Below are 26,736 nucleotides of genomic sequence, written 5' to 3' on the forward strand. Positions count from 1 at the left end.
ATCACAAACTACTTCTGGCCATAGTATGCGTCCACGCCATGTTTCCGGTAGTAATGTTTGTCTAAAAGATAACCCGGAATCGCCGTCAAATCATGCTCTAATTGCTCCGATTGGAACGCCATATCCGCTACTTCATCTAAAATCAAACTATGTTCCACCGCCTTGGCCGCCGTTTTGCCCCATGTAAAGGGACCGTGACTGCTCACAATCACACCCGGAACTGCATTTGGATCGAGTCCGCGATTTTTGAAAGTTTCTACAATCACGTTTCCCGTCTCCACTTCATAATCTTGCGCAATCTCCGTCACTGTCAACTCGCGCGTACAAGGAACTTGGCCGTAGAAAGCATCGGCATGCGTTGTCCCGTAAGCTGGAATGTCGCGTTTCGCCTGCGCCCAAGCCACCGCCCACTTCGAATGCGTATGCACAACCGCTCCGATTTCAGGAAATTCCCGATACAAAATCACATGTGTCGCCAAGTCCGACGAAGGAGCCAAAGCGTCTTCCATCAGCGTTTTGCCGTCCAAATCCGTCACGACCATGTCCTCTGCCCGCATCACGTCATACGCGACACCACTTGGTTTTATCACAATCACGCCGAGTTCCCGATCAATCACGCTCACATTTCCCCACGTTAATTTCACGAGTCCCGCTTTTGGTAACGCCAAGTTCGCCTCAAACACCTCTTGCTTCAAAACTGCCAAACGCTTGCTGTCCAATGTAATCATAGCCTGCCTCCTTCCATTTTGCCGTCAAAAAGGCTACTGCATCTTTGATTTCTTCGCGCGGATTTTCACTCGTCTCGCTCCACATTTCAATCAAGAAAGCCCCCGCGTAGTTCTGATTTTTCAGCGTTCGGAAACAGCCGACAAAATCAACACAGCCAGTGCCGAACGGGACATTTTTAAATTTTCCAGGCGAATCCGCCGTCACCGCAAGCGTATCTTTCACATGCACCGCCGCGATTTGCGTCATGCCGAGTGCTAGCTCTTGTCCCGCGTCATTTTCAGGCCAAGCCGACAAATTTCCGATGTCCGGATAGACGAGCAACCACGGCGAATCCACTTGCGTCTTGATCTCCATATATTTCGAAATCGAGCTCATAAACGGGTCATCCATAATTTCGATGGCCAGCGTCACTTGTTTTGCCGACGCCCAGTCACACGCTTTGCGCAAATTTTCGATAAAAAGGGCTCGCGTTGCCACACTTTTAGTCTCATAATACACATCATAACCCGCCAGTTGAATCACGCGAACGCCGATATCACTCGCCAAATCAATCGCTTTTTTCATCAAAACAAGCCCAGCATCGCGCACCGCCGCATCATGCGAACCTAGCGGAAAACGGCGATGACCGCTCAAACAAATCGTCGGAATCCGCACACCCGTCGCAAAAACCGCGTCCACAATCGCCAGCCGTTCCTCATGCGACCAATCAAGCCTGGCCAGCCGCGCATCCGTCTCATCAATCGACATCTCCACAAAATCAAAACCAAGCTCCCGTGCCATTTCCAATCGCGCCAGCCACGTCAAATCCGCCGGTAACGCTTTTTCATAAATCCCAAGAGGGTTCACCATTCGCGTCTCACCCCCAAATCCGCGCAATTTCCGCTTTGAACTCCCGAGCCGCCTGTCTAGGGTCAGCCGCATCACGAATCCCGCGTCCCGCAATAAACGTAAACACATCGATCCCCGCAAAAAGTGGCAATGTCTCCACCTCGAGGCCGCCCGTCACCGAAACCTTGAATCCCATCTCGACCAACCGACGAATCTTCGCCAAGTCCTTCTCGCCCCAAGTCTCACCAGCCAAAAGCGCATCACGACTTTGATGATACACCACTTGCGTCAAGCCAGCCTGCTTCCATTTCGCGGCCAGCTCAAACGTCCAATCACCATAAAGCTCCACCTGCAAGTCCTGCACTTCCTTCAAAGCCGCCTGCATCGTCGGAATCGTCGCACAGCAAATCACCGTCATCCAATCCGCACCAGCATCCGCGCAATTTTTGGCCACCGTCCCGCCTGCGTCCGCACATTTCGTATCCGCCAAAATCGTTTTTTCAGGGTACAGCGCCCGCAAACAACGCACCGCTTCCATCCCTTCCGCGAGGCAAAGAATCGTCCCTGCCTCAATCACGTCCACCTCATCACCGACCTGCGAAATCGAAGCCAGCGCCTCACTCAACACGCCATTATCCAGCGCAATTTGTAATTTTGGTAAAGCCATTCCATTCACTCATCCCTTCTCCGTCACGTACTGCGTCACATCCGCATCATCAATCATCGCCAAAACCTCCGCGACATCCCGCATCGCACCCAATCGCGCAATCACGTCCGGCATCTCAAACACCGCCACAATCTGTGGAATCGCAACCCCCGTATGAATCTCCGCCGACGTCGCCGCAAGCGTCACCAATACCGACACCGCTTTCCCGTCAGAAAAAGTCACCGGCTCCTTCAACGTTACCAAACTAAACGCATCCCGATTCACACCATCTTCCGGTCTCGCATGCGGCATCGCCATCCCTGGCATCAACACATAATACGGCCCATAATGTTCCGTCGAATCAATAATCGCCTGCGCATAGCCCGCGTCCACCGCACCACTTTTCACAAGCGGCGACACCGCCACACGTACCGCCTCCTGCCAAGAATCCGCATCCGCCTGCAACAAAATCGAGTCATTGTCCACCAAAGCCTGCTTCAAAGACAACATCGTCACACCTCCTCACTCACCAAACCGCTCAATTTCTCCTTAATTTCCGCATCATCCATCAAGTTATCCAACCCAACAAGCGAACCCTGCGTCCGCCCATCCAACTCATGAATCAAATGCTTCGAAGCCACCACAATATCATAGCCTCCCGCCTGTGATTTCGCCTCTCCAACACTACAATAATCGACCTTAAAGTCCGCCACACCAATTTCCCGCAACGCCTTTTCAATCTTCATTTTAATCACCATACTAGAACCCATTCCATTCCCACAAGCCGCTAAAACCTTCAACATGTTCATCATCCTCTTTTCATATTTTTATTCTAACCCTTGATCATACGCATTTCTGTCTTTCGCACGCAAATATTGCAACCACGGAATCGCCAGCAAGAACACCACAACAATCAAGAACCCGAAGCGACCTAAGTAATCCATCGCCACACCAGCCCACGGCCAGAACAACTCGAAATCAATGTTCCCATGCCAACCGCCGAACTTGTACAGCCCGAAAAACACAACCGCAAAAGCACTAATCGCCACCTGCAAAATTCCCGAAACAAACGAGCAAATCATCGCAGCCCGCGTTCCACCACGCTTATTCGCATAAATCGCAATTGTCGCATTATCAAAGAACACCGGCACAAATCCCGTAATAATCAGGACTGGCGAATGAAACACCATCAACCCAATAATCGTGATAAACTGCCCAACCGCTCCAAAAATAAAGCCAAACAAAATCGCGTTCGGAGGCGCAAAATTATACGTCGCCGCACAATCCACCGCAGGAAGTGACCCCGGCAAAATCCGATTCGAGATCCCTTGGAAAGAAGTCGTCAATTCCGCCACAAACATCCGCACCCCTTGCATCAAAATCGCTAAGTAAACCGCAAAATAAAGCGACTGCGACAAAATATACATTGGAAAAGAAGTCGTCGGCGTAAACAACGGATTAATCTCACGTAAATAATCCTCACCAAGCACCGACATAATAATCCCGAAGAACAGCAACATCAAAGTTCCCGTCGCCACGATATTATCATGGAAAATCGACAACCATTTTGGCAATTTTATATTTTCAAGGTTCTTCTTAGGATCACCAAGTTTTCCAGCGACCTTATCCGTAATCCAAATCGCAAACATCTGCTGATGACCTACCGCAAAACCAGCATTCCCAGTCAAACGCTGCGTCGGACCAACCGTCAAATTAGAAGCAACCGCCCAGTACAGCCCAACGAGCACACCAACCATAATTGCCCCCGTCATATTCCGATACTCAGGGAAAATAAAGAACACCATCCACGTCACCGTCGTCGCCTGCTGCACCATAATATGCCCCGTAATAAACAGCGTCCGCAACTTCGTAAACTTGCGCAACAGCACAACGACAATATTAAGTACAAACCCAATCAGCAACGAAATCATCGTCCACGAAGTCGTCAAACCAATCGATTCCAACGCCGCATTCACCGCATTAAGTCCAAAATAAGGATCAATAACCGCCGCGTCTAACCCAAACCGATCCGAAAGCCCCGCTAAGATTGGCCGAAACGTCGTAACAAGCCCAGCCGCCCCAACGTTCAAGATCATATAACCGACCGTCGCCTTCACAAATCCCGCAAAGCACTCATAAATCGGTTTTCGCAGCAACACATACCCAATAAAAACAATAATCCCCACGAAAAATTCCGGCTTCTGCAAAATATTATTCGCAAACCACTCAAACCCATTCAACAAAAAATCCAAGCTCACCCACTCCTTTTAAGTTTCATCAAGCTGAACATTTACAAGAACGAAGGGAACGGCATATCCGCATCCACCGCAAAAACATCATCAAAACCGCGCGGATAATGGTATTCCAACTTATCCTTATCCAGCGGGAACGTAAATTTCCCACCAACTTGCCAAATAAATGGCTTAAACTGATAATCTAGGCGATGTTTTTTCGCTTCCCACAGCATCGTAATTTCTTTCGGGTCCGCCTGAAAATTCGCCCAAATATCGTAATGCACCGGAATCACGACTTCCGCATTTAGCGATTCCGCCATCCGCAACATATCAACAGACGTCACCTTGTCCGTAATCCCGCGTGGATTCTCACCATATGCACCAAGCGCCACATCAATTTTGTGGTCATTTCCATGTTTCGCAAACTGATTCGAATAATGCGAATCCCCCGCATGATACAGCGAACCGCCCGACGTATTGAAAAGATAGTTCACCGCCACCTCATCCATATCCATCGGCATTTTGCCAGCAAGCGTCACATCTTCCGGAACCGTCACCAACGCCGTCCGATCAAACGCCTCCAACACAACGATTTCCACATCTTTCACCTTCACAACATCACCTGGATGCACCACAATACAACGCTCTTTCGGCACACCCCAACCAGTCCAAATGTCCACACACGCTTGCGGCCCAATAAACGGCACATCCTCCGCACAATTTTGCATCACCGCAGCCGCCGTATTAATATCAATATGATCCGAATGAAAATGCGTCACAACCAGCGCGTCCAAATCCTTAATCGCAAACGGATCAATCACAAACGGCATCGTCCGCAAATTCGGCTGCAACTTCTTACACCCGCTCATCCGCTGCATTTGGTGTCCATCCTTCATCCACTGATTCTTGCGCGTCTGTTTCCCAGTCCCACACCACAAATCCACCAACAAATTCGTGTTCTCATGCGTCTTCAACCAAATCCCCGTACACCCAAGCCACCACATCGAAAAAGTCCCCTGTTCCACAACAGTCTCCTCAATCTCCTCATTCAACCAAGTTCCCCACTCCGGAAACGTATTCAAAATCCAAGACTCTCTAGTAACCTCATTAATTTTCGCCATCTTCCCAACTCCTCATCCATTTTAGTAAGCGCTTTATTTCTTGCTATACACTTATCTTACGAGAATTAGGCACACGAAAAAAGACCAACCTATACACAGTGAGGGTGTACGTGGGTGGTCTTGTTTAGTTTGTTGGTTGATTTTTATTCTAAGCGAGTAGAATCAGTACCATTAATTTAGTGACTCCATTTTCTTCAGAGTTTTTTAGTTAGTATAGTAACGAACATTAGGCAACGGGTTATAAGTACCTGTGCTATCAGCAGTATAAACAACGACACGATACTTTTGACCAGAAGGGTATTTGTTCCAATTCGGGGTATAGCTAAATCCTGCATAACCTGTTCCAAAGCCGGCATTTTGTATATCTGCTCGGTATCGATTAGCCACTGCAGGGATTGTGTCCACTAACATATTTTGAGCATCGTAAATATTTATTTTGATAGCTGTTGATGTTGATAAAGGTTCCTCTGGATTCCAAGCCCATCCAAATATTTGATTCGCATCTACCTTATCTAAGTTACCAAGCAAATTAGGTGTTGGTCCAAGAACCTTTTCACCTGATGGCAAATCTGCGGCTAGGGCGATTGTCTGCGGAATTGGAGAGCCTACTGTATTGGCACGTTGTTGAATAGTCTGCTTAGCAAAACCAGTAGGATTGAGTGGCGTACTATTTTCGATTATTTCAATCGAACGGCTATCTTGCCCTGTCGTATTTCGGAAAGTAGCAAGGTTGCTAAAATTATTCCAATCTTTAATACCCGCTGTTTTAGTTGACCATTGAATCAAAGTTGGGCGACCTTCTAAACCTGTATGATAATAAACATTAGCATTCAATGTCACACCCATTTGATTACCTGTTCGTTGATATGTCTCGTCTCGTAGTGCGACAACACCACCCCATTGACTAGCCATCGGAGTAGGCAGACCAAGAATATTGTTACATATCTCAATATCATTCACATACCATGAAATATCTTTTGAATAGTCGTGTGGTGTCCAGTAACGATCTTTTGCTGGCTTTCTACTATCCTGCTGAATAAGAATGGACATTTGGCTATTTGTTAACGAGTTATTCCACACGTCTACTTGATCCGAATTAATGATATGCAAGCCATACCCAGCGTTATTATTGATTCGATTATTCGCTACATTTCCTTGTGAACTCAGCTCAAAAGCTAAACCAGTGCTACTATTATTAGAAATTTCGTTGTTCACGACTGTAGCGGCGTAACAATCTTCGTCAAACCATAGCCCAAGTGATTTATTATCGATGATTTTACTATTCGAAATCAAGGTATTGTAACTACGGCTTATTTTTATACCTGAAGCAATCGGACCCATATTAAAGTTTTCGATATTGCTGTTAGCGACATAAAGTTTATCAGCCTTTAAAGCATGCGCTCTGTTGCCTCCTATTCCTAACATCCCGCTGTTTGTAACGCTTACATTTTTAAGAGTAACATTTGACGTACTCACGGATAAACCAGTGGTGGCACTATCTGTGATAATAACATTCTCTAATTTTGAACCAGTAGCGGGCTCCGAAATTCGGACGGCACCTAAATCTGGCACTGATGGAGCATATCGCCGAATACCTACACCACGAACAGTGATTTTGGGAACATCCATGGATAGCGCTATTTGCAAATCACTCGCTCGAACTTCCTTATTTGTTGGGTCATTCCCAAGATAAATTTTATTCGTTGTATAGTCCATGTAAAATTTATTGGAGCCAAGTTTGCTAAGACTCTCTACTTGTTGAATCGCTATCCCATTTATCCAAACTTGATCGGGATGGGCAGACATCGGATAATCTGGATTAATATTTTTCCAATTTTCCGCAGTAAAATCTGGAGCTCCTTTTGTAAATGTTGGACTTGCATCAAATTTCGTAACCCAATTATCATGAACCCACGCACTGCCTTCTTTTTTCCAGCCTGTTACAACAGTCGAGCCGTCAAACCAGACAACTTCCCCAGGGTATGATTGAATGGTTAATCCAGTATCCCACATTGGCGCATTCTTATCTTTCGTTAATGATTCATGATATATTCCACCACGTAATACAATCGTTCGTCCTTCTGTTGTGATTATCTTTTGAGCACGGGCAACTGTATTTACAGGATCATTGATTGTTCCTGTACCTGCACTATCCCCACTTGGCGAAACAAATACTGCATCGTCTGGTATCGCATAATTGGTTGTTCCTAATGGTAATGCCCCTTTGGTTAACGCGTTTGGTATATCAGCAGCCTCTACCTTATTCTCTGTCATCAATCCTGCAAAAACTCCTATTAAGAATAAACTAAAGATGGATATAGCCTTTTGCAAATTAGTGATTTTCATGTAACTTTCCTCCCCGTTTTAATGTGTTTAATACATGCTATCTTGTGAAAATACGAGCAAAAACCGTCAAGCCGGTACTGTTACTGAAATACTTTAGTCTTTCTAGTTGCCCTACACACTACCCTTCTATTTTCCAAATCCACATCCTTCCCTTCCAATATTAGTTAAATCCTCCTCAAGCACAGTCTAGCAAACGTTTCTATTTTTGTAAATAATTTAACTATCAAGAGATATAATTCTTCCTTAAAAATCAAATTATTGTAAGCCTACCTTAAGGTTCCTCTATTCTAAGCATATTTCAATCATTAGCCAACAAAAAAACCAGTCTAGCAGGGGAACTAGACTGGAAAAAAGGAGTTGAAGGAAGTCACCTTATAAAAAAGGGGGAAAAATAAGGTGTTCCTTGTTTACAAATACTATATTACACAATATTTTTAACAAACTCCCAAGAAAAAAATGAGATTTTCCTAAGAATTAGATTTTATTTTTGCCATCTATAGATATTTTGACCCTAGTAAAAAAAAATACAACGCGGTATAATAAGAACTAAGCACATAAAAAAGGGGAGACACTCATGTACATGAAAGAAAAAACGATTAGCATCATGCTTGTATGTGGACTGACGTTCTCAACAGTGAGTCCCGTATTTGCCGAAGAAATGACATCCCAACAGGATACGCAACAACAACTTGTTTTGGGAAACCATGGTATTGAAGCCAAACAGAATGTTCAAATTACGCAAGGTCGTCACGTTACACCTACTGACTTTGTTCAAATCTACAACCAAAAATATAAACCACAACTAACTTTTAAAGACGGTGTTGTAGCCTCGACTGAGACAGTTGGAACATTCGAAACAACCATTGTAGCTGAATACAATGATGGCACTACCGAAGAATTTACGGTTAGCTATACTATTTTAGCCGACCCAAGCATCACACCAGATCCAGACCCTGTAACACCTACAGACCCTGAAGAAGGTCAGGAACCAGCAACACCAGTTGATCCAGAGCCGGAAACACCCGTAACTCCAGATCCTGAACCTACAAACCCTGAACCAGAAACGCCGGTAACACCTGAGCAACCCGTTGACCCAGATCCAGTAACACCAGTCGATCCAGTGAAACCTGTTGACCCGGTAAAACCTGATCCAAAACCAGAAGTAACCGTACTAGCTACGGCGAAAACAAATGTGACTGTAGAACTAAACGATTCTGCGCTTCTACCAAGCCAATTCGTAAGTCGCAATGCACACAATGTGAAACTGAGCTTTAACACACAACCCGTAACAAACACACTTGGTACACATTCTGTACAAATTTTAGCGTCTAAAGGTTCCGCAACACAAACAATTACAGTGAATTACACAGTTGTAGATACAACGAAGCCGTTCATTCAACCACAAGAGGACATCTTCTATGTGTGGCCAAATGACGAATGGACTGCCGAAGAACTTGTAACAGCAACAGATAATTCAGGATTCGTGAAAGTTTATTTCCAAAATGGTCAAACATTATTAGACACAACAACGCCTGGCGCTCACAGCACAGTTATTGTCGCTGAGGACGCGAACGGCAACATCTCTACAATTGATTTCCAATATCAAGTTATTTCTGTAGCGGGAATGATGCTCTACTCTTCGCCAACCGTTAACTTCGACAAGAGTACAGACACAGACATTTACGGCGGCACTGAGCCAGACACAACACTTTTCGTTATTACAGAAGACAGTGAAGAATTACTAGCTGAAACACGCGTTGATTACTCTGGCGCATACCATGCTGTCCTTTCTCGTCCATTACAACCGGGCGAAACAGCATACCTAATCGCAGTAGATGATAACGGCGGTGTCAGTGACGTAACACACTACACTTACGGTTCCAAACAAGTTCCAGAAGTAAAAGCAGAGTCCATCGTTAAGTCTGCCACAGATTCACAAACAACAGCAGCTACACCTAACAACGACCCATCAAACGAAATCATAGCTGCAAAAGTTGATAAGGATCTACCAAAGACTGGCGATTCAAGCTCGAAAGGTCTAACTGTTATCGGATTATTGCTTTCGGCGACAGCACTTCTTTACTTGAGAAAACGTTCATAAGAATTAAAACCCTAGATTCGCGAGTGAATCTAGGGTTTTTCTATGTGAAACTACTAAGTCTTCTTATCCACTGCTCTCCAAAACCAACAGCATGCGTCTTACTACCCATCTCATCGAAAAACAACAGCAATTCATCTTCCTTGATGTCAATCCACAACTGTTGCTTCGTTTTCTTCCGCATTAACAAAGTCGTCGTCACAACTTCTTCTTCCCAACGTAAGTTCAGATGATTCGTCAAGAAAATGTACATTTCCAACCCGGAATTTTTATAAATCTCCATCAAGTGTAGCATTTTAGGATATTTTGACGGCACGTTTTTAACAAGTATGTACTTCTTTTTGAGTTGGATTTCCTCGCAATCAAGTTCTGAAAATTCCATTTCAAAGTCGGCTAACTTCCAGATTTTCGTCGTGAATAAGATAGCTAAATTGCTTTCGTGAAAAGCGTGTTTTTGGAGTTTTTTCAAGATGTGAGGCTCTTTAGAAACAAGGTGGAATTGGTCTGCGGGGATTCGGAATGGGAAATATTTTTCCAATGGGTTCATTAAAAACGCCTCCTGACTTCTTTATTATAACGAAAAAACGCCAAACTCCCAAAAATGAAGTTCAGCGTTCCGGGCTAATTTTCTAGAATGCGTTCATGGCCGCTGTAAACACTGAAACCATCGCCGCGAATAAAACCAACTGCCGTAATGTTTAGTTCTCGTGCCATTTCAATCGCAAGTTCCGTTGGTGCCGAGCGTGATAAAATAATGCCACAGCCAATTTTCGCCGTCTTTACCAGAATCTCCGAAGAAATCCGACCACTAAAAATAATCGCCTTGTCGCTCATCGAAATATTGTTTTTCAAGCAATGTCCGTAAATCTTGTCCAGCGCGTTGTGCCGTCCAATGTCCATCCGCACACAGATGACCTCATCACGACTGCAAAGCGCGGCGTTATGCACCCCACCAGTTTGCCGAAAAATATCCGAATCCGCTTCAAATCGCTGCATCAAATCAAAAATCTCCGCAGGCTGCAACTGCAAATCCGTCTCATTCCGCGACTCCACCAACGACGCATCCGACTGAAAATAAAAGTTCTCCCGCGATTTCCCGCAGCAAGACGTGATATAGCGCTTCGCACGATATTTCGCATTGAATTTATTTACAAAATTCGCCGTCACCTTCACATGCCCCGTCGCCTCAATCATTTCAATCCGATCAATGTCCGCCATCCCGCGCACAATTCCCTCCGAAGTCAAGAAGCCAACGACCAAATCCTCCGTATATTCCGGCGTACAAACAATCGTCACCAGCTCATCATCATTCACATAAATCGTCATCGGGTATTCCACAGCCACCGTCGCCACATCATCAAACATATGCCCCTCTTTAAAACGCCGAATCCCAAGCCCAGCCGTCGTTTCCATTCCCATCACCGCCTATTAAAAACCCCAGATAGCGTTTGTAAGCACCATCTGGAGTCCTAATTATTTCAGTTCCTGACCGACACCTTTCAAAAATGCCAAACCATAGCGCAACGCCCGATTCACATCTGGATCTTTCATCGCCTTCGCCAAGCCAAAAAGCCCAAGTGTTGTATCATCCTTCAAGCTTTCGTTCGCTTTCGCCTGCGCATTTGCAAGACCTTCCAGCAATTTCTCCGTCTGTTCCGGTTTTGTATCCGTTAATAATTTTCCGCTGATCATCAAATTATTAATCGCATTCGTCGCAGGTTCCTTACGCGCCTCATTCAAGAAGGTCGTCGCAATGTCCTCTTTCGCTTTCAAAGCGCTGTTTATCATGTCCAGCGCACCAGAATCGTGCAGTGCCTTCACAAGCTCCAAAGCCTCTAGGAAAGCCGCGTCTTCCGTCACGATCTGATCTTTAATCGCCGCCATTTTCTCTTGTTTCACTTCATCTTCCGTCTTTTCCACTCGGCGGATTTTAGAAATCGGTTCTGCCATCACGCTTCACTCCCTTTCTTACAGCCGCAGCTACCGCCACATGCACAATTATGTTTTGAAATCGGTTTATAATCCGCACGCGCCCATTTGCGCTCAATTTCTACACCATTTTGCGGGAAACGTTTCGCATTCCGCGGATTGTGTTTTGGCAACGGATTATCGCCGCATTTTTGCAATACTTCTAGGGATACTTTCGTTTGTTTATAGGCTGGCGTCTTCGTTCTCACATCGCCCGCACTGGACGTCAACAAGTTCACCGCTGTTTCATGGCTGACCGAGTGCATCGGCAAGTAAACCTCGTTTTCGCGAACCCGATCCGTCACCACCGCATGAACCTTGATGTGCCCATAAGGCGAGCTCAAGCGTACGAGTGACCCATCTTCCACGCCACGTTTTTGCGCAAGTTCCGTCGATACTTCTACAAAAACTTCCGGTAATTTATAATCCAAGCCCTTCGTTTTATGCGTCAAATTCCCTTCATGGAACTGCTCCAACAAACGACCATTATTCAACGTCAAATCAAATTCTTTCGGGAACTCAATCGGCGCAATGTACGGCAATACCGAGAATTTCGCCTTACCATCAGGGAAATTAAAGCGCTCCTCATAAAGTAGCGGCATATCTACACCATCCGCCGAAACTGGCCAAACTAAGCTATCAAAACCTTGCATCCGGTCATAGCTCACACCAGCGAAGAACGGCGCCAAACTTGCAACTTCATCCATGATTTCACTTGGATGACTAAAGTTCCAATTACCACCACACGCATTAGCGACTTCTTGAATAATCCACCAGTCTGGTTTCGAATCGCCAAGCGGCTCCAACACTTCGTATAAACGTTGCACACGACGTTCCGTATTCGTAAATGTTCCTTCTTTCTCAAGCGAAGGCGATGCCGGTAAAACAACATCAGCAAACTGCGCCGTCTTCGATAAAAAGACATCCTGAACAACGAAGAAATCAAGTTTTGCAAGCGTATCTTGGACATGGTTCGTATTCGAATCCACCCAAGCCATCTCTTCCCCAATTAAATACATTGCTTTAAGCGTACCCGCCTCAATCGCGTCCAACATTTCATTATTTTTGAGACCAGGCACTTCCGAGATTTCCACGCCATAAGCTTCTGAAAAACGAGCGCGAACTTCCGGATTTAGAATCGACTGCACACCCGGTAAAACATTCGGCAATGAGCCCATATCACAAGCCCCTTGCACGTTATTGTGACCACGAAGCGGATACGCACCCGCACCATGACGGCCAAAATTCCCAGTCACAAGCAGCAAATTCGAAATAGCCGCCGACGTATGCGATCCCGCAATATTTTGCGTCACACCCATACCCCAACAAACCGCTGTGCCGTCTGCTTCATGAACCATTTGCGCCACATTTTTCAGCGTTTCAATCGATAATCCCGTTTCTTTTTCCGCGAATTCTAACGTGAATGGCTCCAAGAACGCCATGTATTCCTCCACATTCGAAATCCGTGCCTCCATGAACGGCGCATCATGCCATCCTTGGTCGATAATATATTTCGCAACCGCCGTCAACCATACAAAATCCGTGCCTTGTTTTGGTCGAATAAACAAATCGGCGCGTTCTGCCATCTCATGTTTCCGCAAATCAGAAACCATTAATTTCTGTCCGTTCAATTTCTGCGCACGTTTCATCCGGCTCGCTAAAACAGGATGCCCATCCGCAGGCGAACAACCGACTAAAATAACAAGACCAGCCGTCTCAATATCTTCCGCCGTTCCAGAATCCGCCCCAATACCAACCGTATTCGTCAAGCCATCCGAAGCTGGCGCCTGACAATAACGCGAACAATTATCCACATTATTCGTTTCAAAAACTTGGCGCGATAATTTTTGCATCAAATAATTCTCTTCATTCGTTGTTTTCGAAGAAGAAATAAAGCCGAGCGAATCACTACCGAACTCGTCACGCAAACTACCAAGACGTTCCGCAATCAAAGCAATCGCTTCCTGCCATGACGCTTCAACAAACTCATCACCTTGGCGAATCAGCGGCGTTGTCAAACGTTGACTACTATTCACAAAGTCCCAACCAAATTTACCTTTCACACACGTCGCAAACTTGTTCACAGGACCTTCACCAGTCGGTTCCACCTTCAAAATTTGACGACCCTTCGTCCAAACTTCAAACGAGCAACCGACGCCGCAGAACGTACAAACCGTCTTCGTTTTCTTCATCCGCGTATCCCGCATCGATTTCTCCATCTCAGACAATGCAAAAACCGTTTGATACGGCGGTTCCACTTTTTTAACCATATCGATCATTGGCTCTAGAACTTCCTCACCAATTCCCGTCATAAACCCAGCTTGACCAAGCATCGATTTCTCCATCATCGCGTTACAAGGACAAACCGTCGAACACAGCCCGCATGACACGCACGACGAAAGGTTCGCCGGACGATCATCATCCCAAATAACACGAGGCTGCGGCCGATCCCAATCAATCGACAACGTCTCGTTCACCTGCACACTTTGGCAAGCCTCCACACAGCGCCCACAAAGAATACACTGATCCGGATCATACCGATAAAACGGATGCGAGAAGTCATTCAAATATCCCTTCTCACGGAAAGGCCGTTCCTGCGTCTGCACACCGAGCATTTCCGTCGTATTATGTACCCGGCAATTCCCATTATTATTATCACAAACCGTACAATACAGCATATGATTTTCCAAAATCCGATCCATCGCCTCTAATTGCGCCTCTTTAGCCTTAGGTGAGTCTAATTTAATATCCATACTATCTTTAAATTCCGTACTACAAGCCCGCATCAATTCCCCGTCGACCTCGCACATACACGTATCACAAGACTGAATCGCGCCCATCTGCTTGCTATAACAAATATGCGGATGCGCCACGCCCTCATCATTCAAAAAATCTAAAATCCGAGTCCCTTCGTCGACCTCATGCGCCTTATCGTTAATCTTCACCGTCACTTTCACCTTTGAACTCATCCAAAAATCCCTCCTCGAAAACTAAAAACTAGTACCTTCTAGGAAAACCATTAGGAAGCGTTTCCACTCGCATACTATTATACCAGTTATTGTGAAAAAGAGATAGTAAAACGTTAATTGATAATCGTTCTCAACCGCACAGCTATGCGTCTTTAGCCCCCATTAACAACTTTGTGAAAAAATCTCAAAAAACCTTTGTTTTAGCCATTACAAAATCGCATCACATTCCGCCTAATTACCGTTCAAACGCACAGATTTAGCTTTATTATCTTGCTCAATGTCCCCTCTTATTTCCTCACCCGAATCCCCCAAACATACAACCCAACAAACGCAAGAACCAGCGGCCCAAAAAACATACCCACCATCCAAACCACATCAAAAATGAAAACAGGCGTCGTACATCCATCAGTCCCACAAGCCGTCTGCACCCATCCGACACGATGCACCGAATCAAAATAACCAATTAACGGAACACCAAAAAACAAGCCCCAAACGAGTAAAATCCCAATCGCAAAACCTATCACCGTCACATATTTTTTCATAATCAATTCCCCTTTTATCTTATCCCCCTAAAAGTACCACATGCGCCGTAATGAGACAACGCTATCCCCACAATATTTAGCAAACATTTAAACCTAACGTTAATTCTTTAACATTTATTAAACAACAAGCCCATACACGAAGCAATAATACAATGCAGGAGCCAAATAAACCAAGCCTTCGACGTTTGACAAACCCACCCATTTACGGTATTTTTAAAATAATAAAACATTTTAACTACCATGACGAAGGACTAGTAAGATGCACCCGTTTCTTCAAAAGAGAGCTTCGACCAGCTGAAAACGAAGCAGAAACCCCATCTGAAATGACCATTTCCGAGTAGTGTACCGAATCCTTATAGACTGTAAAACTATATTTCCCACAAAACCTGTTCGTGCCTCCCAACCCCAGCGTGTCGACAAATGCCTAGTTTCTAGGCAAAAGCGAGTACCGAAGCGGAGCGTACTAGAGTACGTTGACTGAAAACAGGGAGAGAGTACTATCCTCGACCATGTGAGAAGTTATGCGTAGCGCAGCGTAGAAGAGCATCGGAACGGAGCTTTTAACGACGAAAATGGGCGTTTGTCGACACGCTGGTGATATTGGCAGTGAATGAAGGTGGTACCACGAGAGATTATGCTCGTCCTGATTTTTGCGTATTTAAACGCGGAATTAGGGCGAGCTTTTTAATTTGAAACGGAGGAATTACAAATGACCCAACCATTACTTGTTTTGCAATCTGATTTTGGCATTAGCGATGGAGCAGTAAGCGCTATGTACGGCGTTATCAACACTGTTAACCGTGATATTCGTATTTACGACCTGACACACCAAATCCCGCAGTTTAACATCTGGGAAGGCTCCTATCGCCTCCTGCAAACCGTCAACTACTGGCCCGCGGGCACAATCTTTGTATCCATCGTCGATCCTGGCGTTGGCTCCGCCCGTCGCAGCGTCGCCATCAAAACCGAGGCCGGCCACTACATCATCACACCCGACAACGGCACCCTAACCCATCTCAAGAACTACACAACCATCACAAACGTCCGCGTCATCGATGAACAAAAAAACCGCCTACCAAAATCCGGCGAATCTCATACTTTCCACGGCCGCGACATTTTCGCATACACAGCCGCCAGACTAGCAGCAGGCATCATCCAATACGAAGACATCGGTCCCGAAGCGAGCCCAGATTCTATCATCGAACTCCCACTCGTCCGCTCCTACGAAAAAGACGGCGTACTAACCGGAACCATCGACATCATCGACCGCCCCTTCGGCAACCTATGGACAAACATCGAGCGCACCCAATTCGCCAACATCGGCTCCAAACACGGCGACGTTTTCGAACTAACAATCGAGACCGACACCCGCCAAATCTATCAAAACTACGTCACATACGGCCGCTCTTTTGCAGACCTCCGCGTAGGCGACGCCCTCATCTACGTCAACTCCCTAGACAATCTAGGCATCGGCATCAACCAAGGCTCCTTCGTCGACGCCTACAAAATCGGCACCGGCACAAACTGGCTGGTCACCATCAAGAAAAAATAAAATGTAGCTCCTACGATATTGTTAAAAATCCCATTTTACACAAAAATAGCACGCTTCCATACTTTTTAGAAGCGTGCTGACATGTTATTATTATCCTTCATTTAACGGTATAACTACGAGCTTCTTCTTTATACACCGTACTTAGTCATCGTGCAATGACTTTATATTCTGGACTAACTAGCTGCACTCCTTCAGAAGTGGACTTGGCGCGAACTGCCTCTCCTTTTATTAGTGCTGAAACAGTGACTTCCCATTCTCCCAAATCATCTGCTTTTGTTTTTGCCGGTGTAGAATTTCCTACCAGCACTTCCATACTTGCACCTGGTGTCGCTTTACCTCGTATGGATGTATCGCCTTCTCTAACGAAAGATGTTATTTTCGGCGAACCTTGTACCAATTTCGGAACATCTGATGCTGTTACCTCTTTTAGGCCATCCTTTGCTAATTGGTATCTAACGATTTTTTGATTCGCTAATAGCTTTTGACTATCTGTATTTTGGATACGTAATCGGTGTCCTGCTCCCTCTTCGTGAACAAGCGTAAGGTAGTCTCCCAAGCTTAGATTGACGTTATCGATAGAAGCAGCGTAGTTTTTTCTGCCCCAATAATTTTTTACATATTTTTCCTTCCCGTCCGTACCTTGAACTAAGATGGTAGCATAGCGTTCTGTAAAATACCAATGTGGCATTGTTCGATTAGTATTCACGGTTAGTGATCTCTCTTTTGTAGAAAAATCCATGGTAGCAAAAGTAGCATTGCACAAACCTTGTAACGTAAATTTAAACTTATCACCATAATGAATCGGGTCAACTTGGTATACTTTACTATCCACATATCTACCTTCTATTGTTTCTCTTATTTGAACAGTTTGTCCCACTGTCAATGCTGGCACCATTGCCACCCAGCTACCCGAAGCATCAGCGGATACAGTTGCTTTTTTCACTCCGTTCACCAGTACATCTATCGTTGCTCTTGGTGATGCCTGCCCATTTATTCTAGTTTCACCAATTCCAAGCCACGATTGGATCGTTGGAAGTGCAATGACTTTATATTCTGGGCTAGTTAATTGTTCTCCCTCATATGTGGATTTAACGCGAACTTGTTCTCCTTTTAGTAAGGCTGAAACAGTGACTTCCCATTCTCCCAGATCATCTGCTTTAGTAGTTTTCGCAGGTGTAGAATTTCCTACTAGCACTTCCACACTTGCACCTGGTGTCGCTTTACCTCGTATGGATGTATCGCCTTCTTTAACGAAAGATGTTATTTTTGGTGAATCTTGCACTAGTTTTGGAACATCTGATTCTGCAACTACTTTTATGCCATCCTGTACTAACTGATATCTAACGATTTTTTGGTTTGCTAGCAGCTTTTGACTATCTTTATTTTGGATACTTAGTCGTTGCCCTGCTCCCTCTTCATGAATAACCGTGAGGTAGTCACCTAAGCTTAGATTTACTTTATCAATAGCAGCAGCATAATTTTTTCTTCCCCAATAATTTTTCACATACTTTTTCGTGCCATCGATACCTTGAACTAAGACTGTAGCATATCGTTCTGGGAAATACCAATGCGGCATTGTTCGATTAGTATTCACGGTTAGTAATCGCTCTTTTGTAGAAAAATCCATGGTAGCAAAAGTAGCATTGCCCAAACCTTTCAAAGTAAAAGTAAAATTATCGCCATAGTTTGGAGTGTGAAATAGTTCTCCGTATTTAGCTAAATATTCCTCCTTATTTTTTTCATTCAAATGATTGATGGCAAATAATAAATTTTTCTTTTCGGATAAATAAATTAACGGTATAACTTTTACATTTTCATCTTGAATCAATGTTTCTCCAGACTTATTGATTTTTTTTATAAAATCTTGTTCCGCATCGTTTTGCAATTGATGATTAGCGAGACCCCATTCAGTCATTGTCCAAGTGTTAATTCTATTTCGAACACTAATCGGTTCATCTGGAGCTAGACGTGAAGGTTCCACATGCTCTATTTGAAGCTCATATCCTTCTTTTAAAGGAAACTTAAATGTACCTATTGCGACTCCCGTTCCGGCCATTTTGTTTTGATATACCAGGTTTCCTTGTACATCTTTTACCTCTACAGAAGCGTAAAGGTTTTGACCGAAATAAACATGCGGATTTGTAGCCGAAACTGATAAAATTCCTTGTTCTTTTTGCAAATCTGTATTGAATTCTGCAAATTGATCATTACCTAACCCTAAAAATCTGATTTTTTGATTCGTTAAATCACTTTTCTTTATGTTTTCGACTGAAATATTAGCCTGATTTTGAGCTTCTTTTACGTACACATAATGTTGTTTTACCAAATAATCTTTCATAATATCACCGATAAAATTGACTGTATAGATTCCATTAGGAAGATTTTTAAATTGTACTTGTTTATCCTGAATAAATTGCTCTTGAACCACTTGTTTTCCATTTTTAATTTGAATTTTAGTTCCTTTTAAATCTTGAATGTTTTCTGTATCCAGTTCAATATTTAAGTTTCCAGTTAAATTAAGAGCCGCAATTTCTGCGTTAGTTACCATCGTGAAATTGGAGCGTATCATAACGTTAGAATCAACAAGTAAGCGGGCACTCGGTAACTTATTTTCAGGTACAATATCTGCAAGGGAAGCTACTGGTGTATATTCTCTATCACGATTAATTGCTGGCTGACTATTCGTTAGTTTGATTCCCCACCGTTCAAATATAGCTGTAAAATCAAAACCACTGTTCTCACTGTAATAATGATTTAGTAAATTTGGTAATGTATATTCGTTAATATCAAACCCAGGTTTATTAGCATCAGCACGATATCCCTGATATAACTTTGTGAATGCCTCATTTCCAGCTTTTTGTTTTAACAATGCTAGAAAAATTAATTTTTCGCGAAGATTAGCAGAGTCATATGTTCCAAAATTTTTAACCATCTTTGTGTACAGATTATTTTCCACTTGTGCTTTATATCCTATCCCAAACAACCAGCCAATACGATCCGCTTCGTCCTTACCGTAAGTGCTATACTCATACTGTACTCCAAATAAATTGTTAGATACTTCTCCTGTGTACATACCACGATTATCCAGACCCGTCTGATAGCCGTGAGCAATTTCATGTAACGTACCCCAGTGACCTTTTTCCAACCACATTTTAACTGTATCATAGCTTTGCGCTGTCCAATGTGGACCATAATATGCACCGCCAGCCCCATTTGCATCAGCTTTCAGAAAATACCGATTTTTCCCTACTTGATTAGTTGGAGAAGAGTTATCAAATCCAGCCATGTCATTATTTAATTTAAAAATGCCATTAAAATACTCAATTAAAGCATCTAAATTAGGAAAATCCCTTAGATTTCTAGCATAGTTTTTATCTTTTTTCGGAATAAGTAATTGAAAATCTTTATTTATAATCAAACCGTACTCTCCATCATTATTATCCCATGTATCAAAAAATGCAGCTTGATTGTCGCCATATTTATAAATCGGCAGCGGCTTTTGTTCAGTATCACCTTCAATTTCGTATTCTAGCGTAGCTCCTATTTCTCCATAGGGAGTATTAACAAACGGAACCAATGCTTTACCTGCCTCAATAGTAGTCCAATTTGAAGTGACTGCTACTGATTTTTCTTCCTTACTGTCATCTCCAAGCAACCGAACGGTCAGAGAACCCTTAAAATTCGTATTAACCTGTCTCATTTTTAACTTCGTATTTTCTTTTAAAATAAATCCCAAATCCTGCCGATCATGATAGCTACCTCTCCCCATTCCAGATTTGAATATCCATGTTGGCTCCTCTAGGCTAAATATCTCTTTCCTATGAATTTCACCAGCCTCGGCTTTTATATTCCCCAATATTAAAAATATACAAGAGACAAAGAATACTAACAACAATTTTCTCATTTTTCGCACTTCTCCCTTCTTAAATAAATCATATCACTATTTAAAACTATCATATATGCACCAACAATGCTGTAGCGTAATTATGTATTTTAACCACATTCATACAAAGATGATAACGCTTACTATAAAAAAATAAAATAAATTTTCACATTCCAAAAAAACCAGCCCCGCCCTACTCCTACACCCCCAAATAAGTTTCCCTCCCCCAACATCATTAGGGAAACCCCCTTGACACAAAAAAAAATCGATGCTACGCTAGAACCATCAAGAACAATAATTAAATGATTTCAGCTGCAAAACTCTCCACACTCTCACAAAAGCTTAACAAATAAGCAAAGTGAAGTTTGGCCCAACGGCTCAACCAACTCCGTGCCTCTAGCCTTCAGCATGCTCACAAATGCTTAGTTGCTAGGCAAAAACGAGTACCGAAGCGGGAACGTACGACTGTACTTGAGCATCGGAACGGAGTTCGAACCACTGCTCGAACAACTTCGTGCCTCTAGCCTTCAGCGTGCCGACAAATGCTTAGATTCTAGGCAAAGTCGAGTACCGAAGCGGAGTGTACGACTGTACTTGAGCATCGGAACGGAGACTTTAACGACGAAGATGAGTATTTGTCGGCACGCTGAAACAACCTGTACGGTGAGGCTCCTATACAAACACAGGCCACTGCCCAAAAACGTCCAAAGACGCCAATGGGTAGAACAGGGATTGTCGGATTAAGGCTTTCCATAATGTGGCTAAGAAACCAGTTTTCTTTACGTTGTATAGTGCCGAAACTTGAGCGAGGGGATACTGTGTTTTTTCCATACACTGAAATTCTGAATCTCTGCCAACCGTATAGGCAGGGATTTTTTGTGCGTTCATACGTATAAATAAAAAAGTCTGCCAACACATTTATTATTGTCAAATTATACTGGAGGTGAAGTAATATGCCAAAATTAAGCTCAGAAGACCCCGCTGAACCTGAATCATGGAATTTAATAAACAACAACTGCTACGGCTCTTACTTCACTTTTCAAAAAAAGCCGTGACAGTTACAAACTGAATCGGAGGACAAAACAATGAAAAAAACAATGACTAAGTTACGCAATGAGCAAGAAGTGAATCGCACACTGCTCCAGGACTCTACAGCAAACAAAGACGCGGTACTCGCCAAATATAAAAGCCAAATCCAAGGCTTAAGCGATCTAGAAGCACAAACACGCGAAAATAAATACGGTAAAAACATCACGGCTGAGCAAAAGCCAACCCCTTGGTACATCAATCTTGCCAAGTCCTGTAACGACCCATTTATTTATATTCTAGCAATCCTAACTATCATTTCCTACCTGACTGCTGACATCGAAGCCACAATCATTATGAGCATCATGATCCTTTTTAGCGTCTTTCTTAGTTTCACCCAATCCATGCGCGCTCAAAAAGCCAGCCTCTCGCTAAAAAACATGATTGAAAACACCACCGCCATTATCCGCGACGGTATCCAAAAAGAAATTCCCATCCACGACGTCGTTCCCGGAGATATTGTTTTTCTCTCCACAGGCGACATCATCCCCGCCGACGCTCGCATTTTAGAAGCCAAGGACCTATTTATCAACCAATCACCACTAACCGGCGAATCCATCCCCATTGAAAAATTCACAGAAGCCAGCGAAAAATCATTAAGCATCTTCGAAAGAGACAATTTAGCTTTCAGGGGTAGAGAGAGCAAAGTGCAGATTTACAACGCTAAGAAAAAAAGAAAACCTTGTTACGAGTAATGATACCAGTACCTTAGAGAGGTTTCACTAGAATAAAATCACGTATTAAAACACACGAAATACGAATTATATGATACACTTATGTTCTCCCTTCGATGAATGAGTTGTCGAGGGTAGACGACAAATAGCACATAGCAATTCTCGTCTGAGTTTTGCTATGTGCTTTTTTATTTCTCAAAAGAAGGTCACAAAGTAAAGATTAAGTGGATCGCAAAAATAGCGGACCAATACAACTTATAGGAAATAGTCCCTTATTTTTTATCAAATGATAGGAAGTAGAAATACATAAAAGAATTTCTCAACACGCAAATGAGATGTGATATAATAAATGAGCCGTCTACCTCTAGAGACGAGTACAGCATCTAGAGAAGGGAGGTCATGAGCATGATTATTTTTTCCACCATTCTTGCGCCGATTGTTGTTGGTTGCGTCCTTGCAATCTTCAATCATTGGTTAGAGCTTCGACGTAAGAAAAAGCGAAAGTAGACGGCTGTCTAACCAAAAAAGAAGCCCCAATCTCCCTGGACGGAGATTGGGGCTTCGCTTTAGTCAAAAGCATGATTATTTTTTTCCATCTCCATTGTACCACGAAACACCGTATTCGTAAACTGGAGAAGTGGGTAGAATAAGCACAATACAATTGTATAGAAGAAACTCGCTTTTTATATAGATAGAGAAGTTCCTATGTGGCTATTTTGATTCCTGTTCTACACGTTCTACTTGTTTCACAAGTTTATAGAACGTGGTTTTTTTCACACCGGCTTGTTGCATCGCTTCGGTAGCGGTAATAGCACCCGTTTTCCAAATTGCGTAGGCTTCTTTAAAAACATCTGTCACCTGAGCTTTAGGTCGACCGAATGCTATCCCATTATGGAGTGCAGCATCAATCCCTTCTCGCTGCCGCTTTCGTATCCGATCACGCTCATCCTGCGCTACCCAAGAAAGTATCTGAAGCACTAAATCTGCGATAAAGGACCCCATACTATCTTTGTACTGTGTCGTATCCAGTAACGGCATGTCTAACACGACAATATCAGCTTGTAAGTTCTTGGTGATATCGTCCCACTCCTGTAAAATTTCTTCTTTATTTCTCCCAAAACGATCCAATGAGTGTACATAAATAATATCACCTTTTCGAATCATCCTTTTGAGCAGTTGATATTGTTCTCGCTGAAAATTTTTCCCACTCACTTTATCAATAAAGATGTCCCTCGCTTGAATCTCAGCTTTCTGCATGGCAACCCACTGACGTTCTTCATTTTGATCTTTTGAACTTACCCGAATATAGCCATATTTTCGATTATCCATACTATTGAAAAACCACACTCCTTATAGTTTTAAAATACATAATTCTATTTTGGAAATGCACAAATCATCCGTAAAGGTATGTGCGTTTCAGCGAACGTTCCTAATCTATTTTACAACAAAAACGAACGTGAATCAAAAAGGAAATACAATCGAAAGACATCGTTCGCAAAAGTACACTTTTACAAACGTCATGCATGTATTAATATGGGTATCTACAATCTCTTTCCTTTCTTTTTGCGCTGCTACTTAGTTGAATCGCAGATTCCGATAAAATATTCAGTTTGTTTAATAAAAAATGAGAAAAACCTTCTGCAATGGTATTTAAATTTATATTACTCAATAAAGGGAAAGTTCACAAAATGTTCTTAAATAACGCCTCTCACCTCCAAATCCTTTCTTTTTGCTTCTAACTAGCTAAATAAACACGCCGCTACCTTAATATATCTTTATTAATATAAATAGAGTGGTACGCTCTCGAAATACAAACATAGAGAAGACGATGTATACTAGATATATTCCAACAAGGCAGACAGTTAATAAAAGCTAAGCAATATATTTAAAAGGAGTGAATAGGCTATGCGGTGCAAAAAATGGTTTACATTTGTCGTAAAGAGTATAACTGTTACCTGTATTTTAGCGAATGCAACACAAATTCTTCCTGATGTACATGCAGAAGCTGATACTATTTCTACTTTAACAAGTCACAGTCAACCAAAATCAGCATTAAAATCTAGCCCTTTAAAAGCCACACCAATTTTGAAAAATGGTAATTTTTCTTTTAATTCTTCAACGAAAAATTTTCCAGATTGGAAGTTGGCAACGGTGGTTAATTCGCAACGAATAGATAACCCACAATTAGTAGATGCTGGATCAACAAATTGGTACACTGTTGAGCCTCATAAATTTGATATTGGTACATCAGCGGATGGTGTTAGCATTTATAGTTGGGAAGGCCGCGAGAACATCATGTATCAGACAGTAGCCACTACACCAGGTGAGACCTATACGTTCACCTACAATGCTAATATTGAGTTATCACATGCCAACTATCTATATACAGGTGCACGAGTCGTGGATGAAGCTAGTAATACTATTTTAGTTAATAATCCGAAACAAGGCATAACAAAAACAGCCAAGGAATATAGTACAACTTTTACAGCAACGGGAACTTCTACTCGTTTAGAAATCACCAATTCATGTGCTGGCGGTGGTACGTATAAAGATCAACAAGTACGTTTGAAAAATGCAACTGTATCAACAACTGACTCTATCCCTCCTGAAATGCCTTCTATTCAAGCGATGAACACAGTGTCTACTACTATATCTGGACAAGCAGAACCGTACGCTTTTGTTCAAATTTTCGCGAATGATGTATTTATTGAAGAAGTTCAGGCAGACAGTCAAGGTTATTATTCTATCGATGTGAGTCCGTACGCAGAAGGAACAACAATTGCGACCACCGCAACAGATAGTTCAGGAAATAGGAGCGCGAAAAAAGAAATTACTATCACGCCTGCAATAGTGCCAACGCCAACGCTGGACATTGTAACAGACCAGTCAGAAACAGTTTCTGGTAGTAGCCTTCCCAATTTTGAGATTCAACTGCAAATAAATGGAGATACATTCACTACACAAACGGATACAACTGGTGACTGGCATATAGATATTCCAAAACAAATAGCAGGCACTAACATTGAAGCCACGGCGATTTCATATGGAGTACGTAGTGATATCGTCACAACAACGGTGCTTGATTGTACATCGCCAGACGCACCTGTAGTAAACCCAATCGAGTCTTCGGACGTTTTCATTAGCGGGCGTGGCGAACCAAATGGTACTATTCGTGTTCAACTGCCAAATGGAGATACGCTGACGGGAAATATAGATGCTGCTGGATATTTTCGTTTAGAAATGCCGTTACAGCTTGCAGGGACAGGAGTTCGTGTGCAGGTAGTTGACGCATCAGAGAACATTAGCACACCGACGAATGCTATTATACAAGACGCTTACACCTCTGTCGGCTCCAACTATGCTATTCATGCTTTGGATATTTCCTTGAATAAAAGTGAATTAGTGAACCTGACACAAGAAGAAATCAATGAGATTATACGAGATCGAGCTTCTCCGCAAGGCTGGGACATGCAGGCATTTCAAGCAATCTCTGAAAATCAGATAAACATGACGACGAATGCCACACCTTTAAGCAACGAGGGAGACTATACGGCTACTTTTACAGTCGGAGATGTTAGTCATACAATTAAAATGACACTTGTCGATGATACGGTTCTCGCTTTCGCTACAACACCTGACGATTTGAACTTCCAGACAACGACGATTGGCGCCGAACTCGTTACTATCCCACTTGAAGATCCAAATTGGAATTTACAAGTAAAGGATACGCGTTCTAATAATAGCAATTGGAATGTGACGGCAACCGTAAATGGCCCGTTTGTAGCTGAAAATGATCCACAGGCAAAAAAACTTCACGATGCTCTCCGTTATCGCTCTGGTGATACATCCACAATCATACCAGATAATGTGGCTTTCCCTATTTATCAAGGTAAATCAACAGGGCAACCAATCCAAACAATCCAATGGGAACAAAATCAAGGCATCCAAATGGAAGTGAATCCAGTGGGCATCAAAGAGGGCCAAGCTTATCAAACAAGTGTTACTTGGTCAATTAACGATACCCCTTCATAATTTGAAAACGAATGAATACCAAGTGACA

At 43.1% G+C, this 26,736-nt stretch carries 20 protein-coding genes and 1 riboswitch; of the genes, 5 read left to right on the forward strand and 15 right to left on the reverse strand.

The genetic code is table 11. From position 1 onward, the window contains the following. Positions 1–8: 8 nt before the first annotated feature. From EP57_RS14840 to EP57_RS14875, 8 genes are all read right to left on the reverse strand, one after another. The gene (locus EP57_RS14840) at positions 9–728 is read right to left on the reverse strand and encodes an L-ribulose-5-phosphate 4-epimerase (RefSeq protein WP_036087978.1); all 720 of its coding nucleotides are present in this window, start codon (positions 726–728) and stop codon (positions 9–11) included. Beyond that, entirely contained in the window at positions 676–1,578 is a 903-nt protein-coding gene (locus tag EP57_RS14845) for an L-ribulose-5-phosphate 3-epimerase (protein WP_036087980.1), read from the reverse strand. Before EP57_RS14845 ends, EP57_RS14840 begins: the two co-directional genes overlap by 53 nt. 7 nt (positions 1,579–1,585) lie before the next feature. Beyond that, on the reverse strand, positions 1,586–2,224 hold the full coding sequence (locus EP57_RS14850) for a 3-keto-L-gulonate-6-phosphate decarboxylase UlaD (protein ID WP_036088188.1): 639 nt from the start codon (positions 2,222–2,224) through the stop codon (positions 1,586–1,588). Positions 2,225–2,233: 9 nt separating this feature from the next. Further along, positions 2,234–2,713 (reverse strand): PTS sugar transporter subunit IIA, encoded by a 480-nt coding sequence (locus tag EP57_RS14855; protein WP_255309311.1) that lies wholly within the window; start codon positions 2,711–2,713, stop codon positions 2,234–2,236. A gap of 2 nt (positions 2,714–2,715) precedes the next feature. Continuing rightward, on the reverse strand, positions 2,716–3,006 hold the full coding sequence (locus tag EP57_RS14860) for a PTS sugar transporter subunit IIB (RefSeq protein ID WP_036087982.1): 291 nt from the start codon (positions 3,004–3,006) through the stop codon (positions 2,716–2,718). Positions 3,007–3,030: 24 nt separating this feature from the next. Next, the gene (locus tag EP57_RS14865) at positions 3,031–4,455 is read right to left on the reverse strand and encodes a PTS ascorbate transporter subunit IIC (RefSeq protein ID WP_036087983.1); all 1,425 of its coding nucleotides are present in this window, start codon (positions 4,453–4,455) and stop codon (positions 3,031–3,033) included. 38 nt (positions 4,456–4,493) lie between these two features. After that, a complete protein-coding gene (gene ulaG / locus EP57_RS14870; protein ID WP_036087984.1) occupies positions 4,494–5,558 on the reverse strand; it encodes an L-ascorbate 6-phosphate lactonase in 1,065 nt (354 codons plus the stop codon). A 204-nt stretch (positions 5,559–5,762) separates the two neighbouring features. Beyond that, a complete protein-coding gene (locus EP57_RS14875) occupies positions 5,763–7,904 on the reverse strand; it encodes a right-handed parallel beta-helix repeat-containing protein (RefSeq protein WP_052167712.1) in 2,142 nt (713 codons plus the stop codon). 574 nt (positions 7,905–8,478) lie between these two features. On the opposite strand from EP57_RS14875, the gene EP57_RS17295 reads away from it, so the two are divergent. Beyond that, positions 8,479–10,005, forward strand: coding sequence for an LPXTG cell wall anchor domain-containing protein (locus EP57_RS17295; protein ID WP_036087985.1), 1,527 nt, complete (start codon positions 8,479–8,481; stop codon positions 10,003–10,005). Between the two features lie 40 nt (positions 10,006–10,045). Here the strand turns inward: EP57_RS17295 and EP57_RS14885 are convergent, their stop codons facing one another. The 5 genes from EP57_RS14885 to EP57_RS14905 form a co-directional block, all read right to left on the reverse strand. Further along, positions 10,046–10,549: a hypothetical protein gene (locus tag EP57_RS14885; protein ID WP_036087987.1), complete on the reverse strand. Its 504-nt coding sequence runs from the start codon at positions 10,547–10,549 to the stop codon at positions 10,046–10,048. 74 nt (positions 10,550–10,623) lie between these two features. Continuing rightward, a complete protein-coding gene (gene fdhD / locus EP57_RS14890; protein WP_036087988.1) occupies positions 10,624–11,415 on the reverse strand; it encodes a formate dehydrogenase accessory sulfurtransferase FdhD in 792 nt (263 codons plus the stop codon). A 60-nt stretch (positions 11,416–11,475) separates the two neighbouring features. Next, positions 11,476–11,952 (reverse strand): helical membrane plugin domain-containing protein, encoded by a 477-nt coding sequence (locus tag EP57_RS14895; RefSeq protein WP_036087990.1) that lies wholly within the window; start codon positions 11,950–11,952, stop codon positions 11,476–11,478. Further along, positions 11,952–14,939, reverse strand: a complete 2,988-nt coding sequence (gene fdhF, locus EP57_RS14900) for a formate dehydrogenase subunit alpha (RefSeq protein WP_036087991.1) — start codon at positions 14,937–14,939, stop codon at positions 11,952–11,954. The genes EP57_RS14895 and fdhF overlap by 1 nt, the downstream gene beginning before the upstream one ends. Positions 14,940–15,226: 287 nt before the next feature. Further along, complete coding sequence (locus EP57_RS14905) at positions 15,227–15,481, reverse strand: hypothetical protein (protein WP_036087994.1); 255 nt, start codon at positions 15,479–15,481, stop codon at positions 15,227–15,229. A gap of 709 nt (positions 15,482–16,190) precedes the next feature. Here EP57_RS14905 and EP57_RS14910 point away from each other — a divergent pair. Beyond that, positions 16,191–17,033, forward strand: a complete 843-nt coding sequence (locus tag EP57_RS14910; RefSeq protein ID WP_036087995.1) for an SAM hydrolase/SAM-dependent halogenase family protein — start codon at positions 16,191–16,193, stop codon at positions 17,031–17,033. Between the two features lie 145 nt (positions 17,034–17,178). Here EP57_RS14910 and EP57_RS17435 read toward each other — a convergent pair whose 3' ends face one another. Continuing rightward, complete coding sequence (locus EP57_RS17435) at positions 17,179–20,937, reverse strand: putative mucin/carbohydrate-binding domain-containing protein (RefSeq protein WP_077916879.1); 3,759 nt, start codon at positions 20,935–20,937, stop codon at positions 17,179–17,181. 627 nt (positions 20,938–21,564) lie between these two features. Beyond that, positions 21,565–21,736, forward strand: a riboswitch (M-box (ykoK) riboswitch). Positions 21,737–22,001: 265 nt separating this feature from the next. Here EP57_RS17435 and EP57_RS14920 point away from each other — a divergent pair. Then, entirely contained in the window at positions 22,002–22,697 is a 696-nt protein-coding gene (locus tag EP57_RS14920; RefSeq protein ID WP_036087997.1) for an HAD-IC family P-type ATPase, read from the forward strand. A 384-nt stretch (positions 22,698–23,081) separates the two neighbouring features. Beyond that, positions 23,082–23,183: a type I toxin-antitoxin system Fst family toxin gene (locus EP57_RS16875; RefSeq protein WP_241480738.1), complete on the forward strand. Its 102-nt coding sequence runs from the start codon at positions 23,082–23,084 to the stop codon at positions 23,181–23,183. 204 nt (positions 23,184–23,387) lie between these two features. Here the strand turns inward: EP57_RS16875 and EP57_RS14925 are convergent, their stop codons facing one another. Further along, positions 23,388–24,005: a recombinase family protein gene (locus EP57_RS14925; RefSeq protein WP_036087998.1), complete on the reverse strand. Its 618-nt coding sequence runs from the start codon at positions 24,003–24,005 to the stop codon at positions 23,388–23,390. A 576-nt stretch (positions 24,006–24,581) separates the two neighbouring features. On the opposite strand from EP57_RS14925, the gene EP57_RS14930 reads away from it, so the two are divergent. Continuing rightward, positions 24,582–26,708: an Ig-like domain-containing protein gene (locus EP57_RS14930; protein ID WP_036087999.1), complete on the forward strand. Its 2,127-nt coding sequence runs from the start codon at positions 24,582–24,584 to the stop codon at positions 26,706–26,708. Positions 26,709–26,736 lie beyond the last annotated feature (28 nt).

It is taken from the genome of Listeria booriae (genome assembly GCF_000766865.1).
Lineage (GTDB): Bacteria > Bacillota > Bacilli > Lactobacillales > Listeriaceae > Listeria_A > Listeria_A booriae.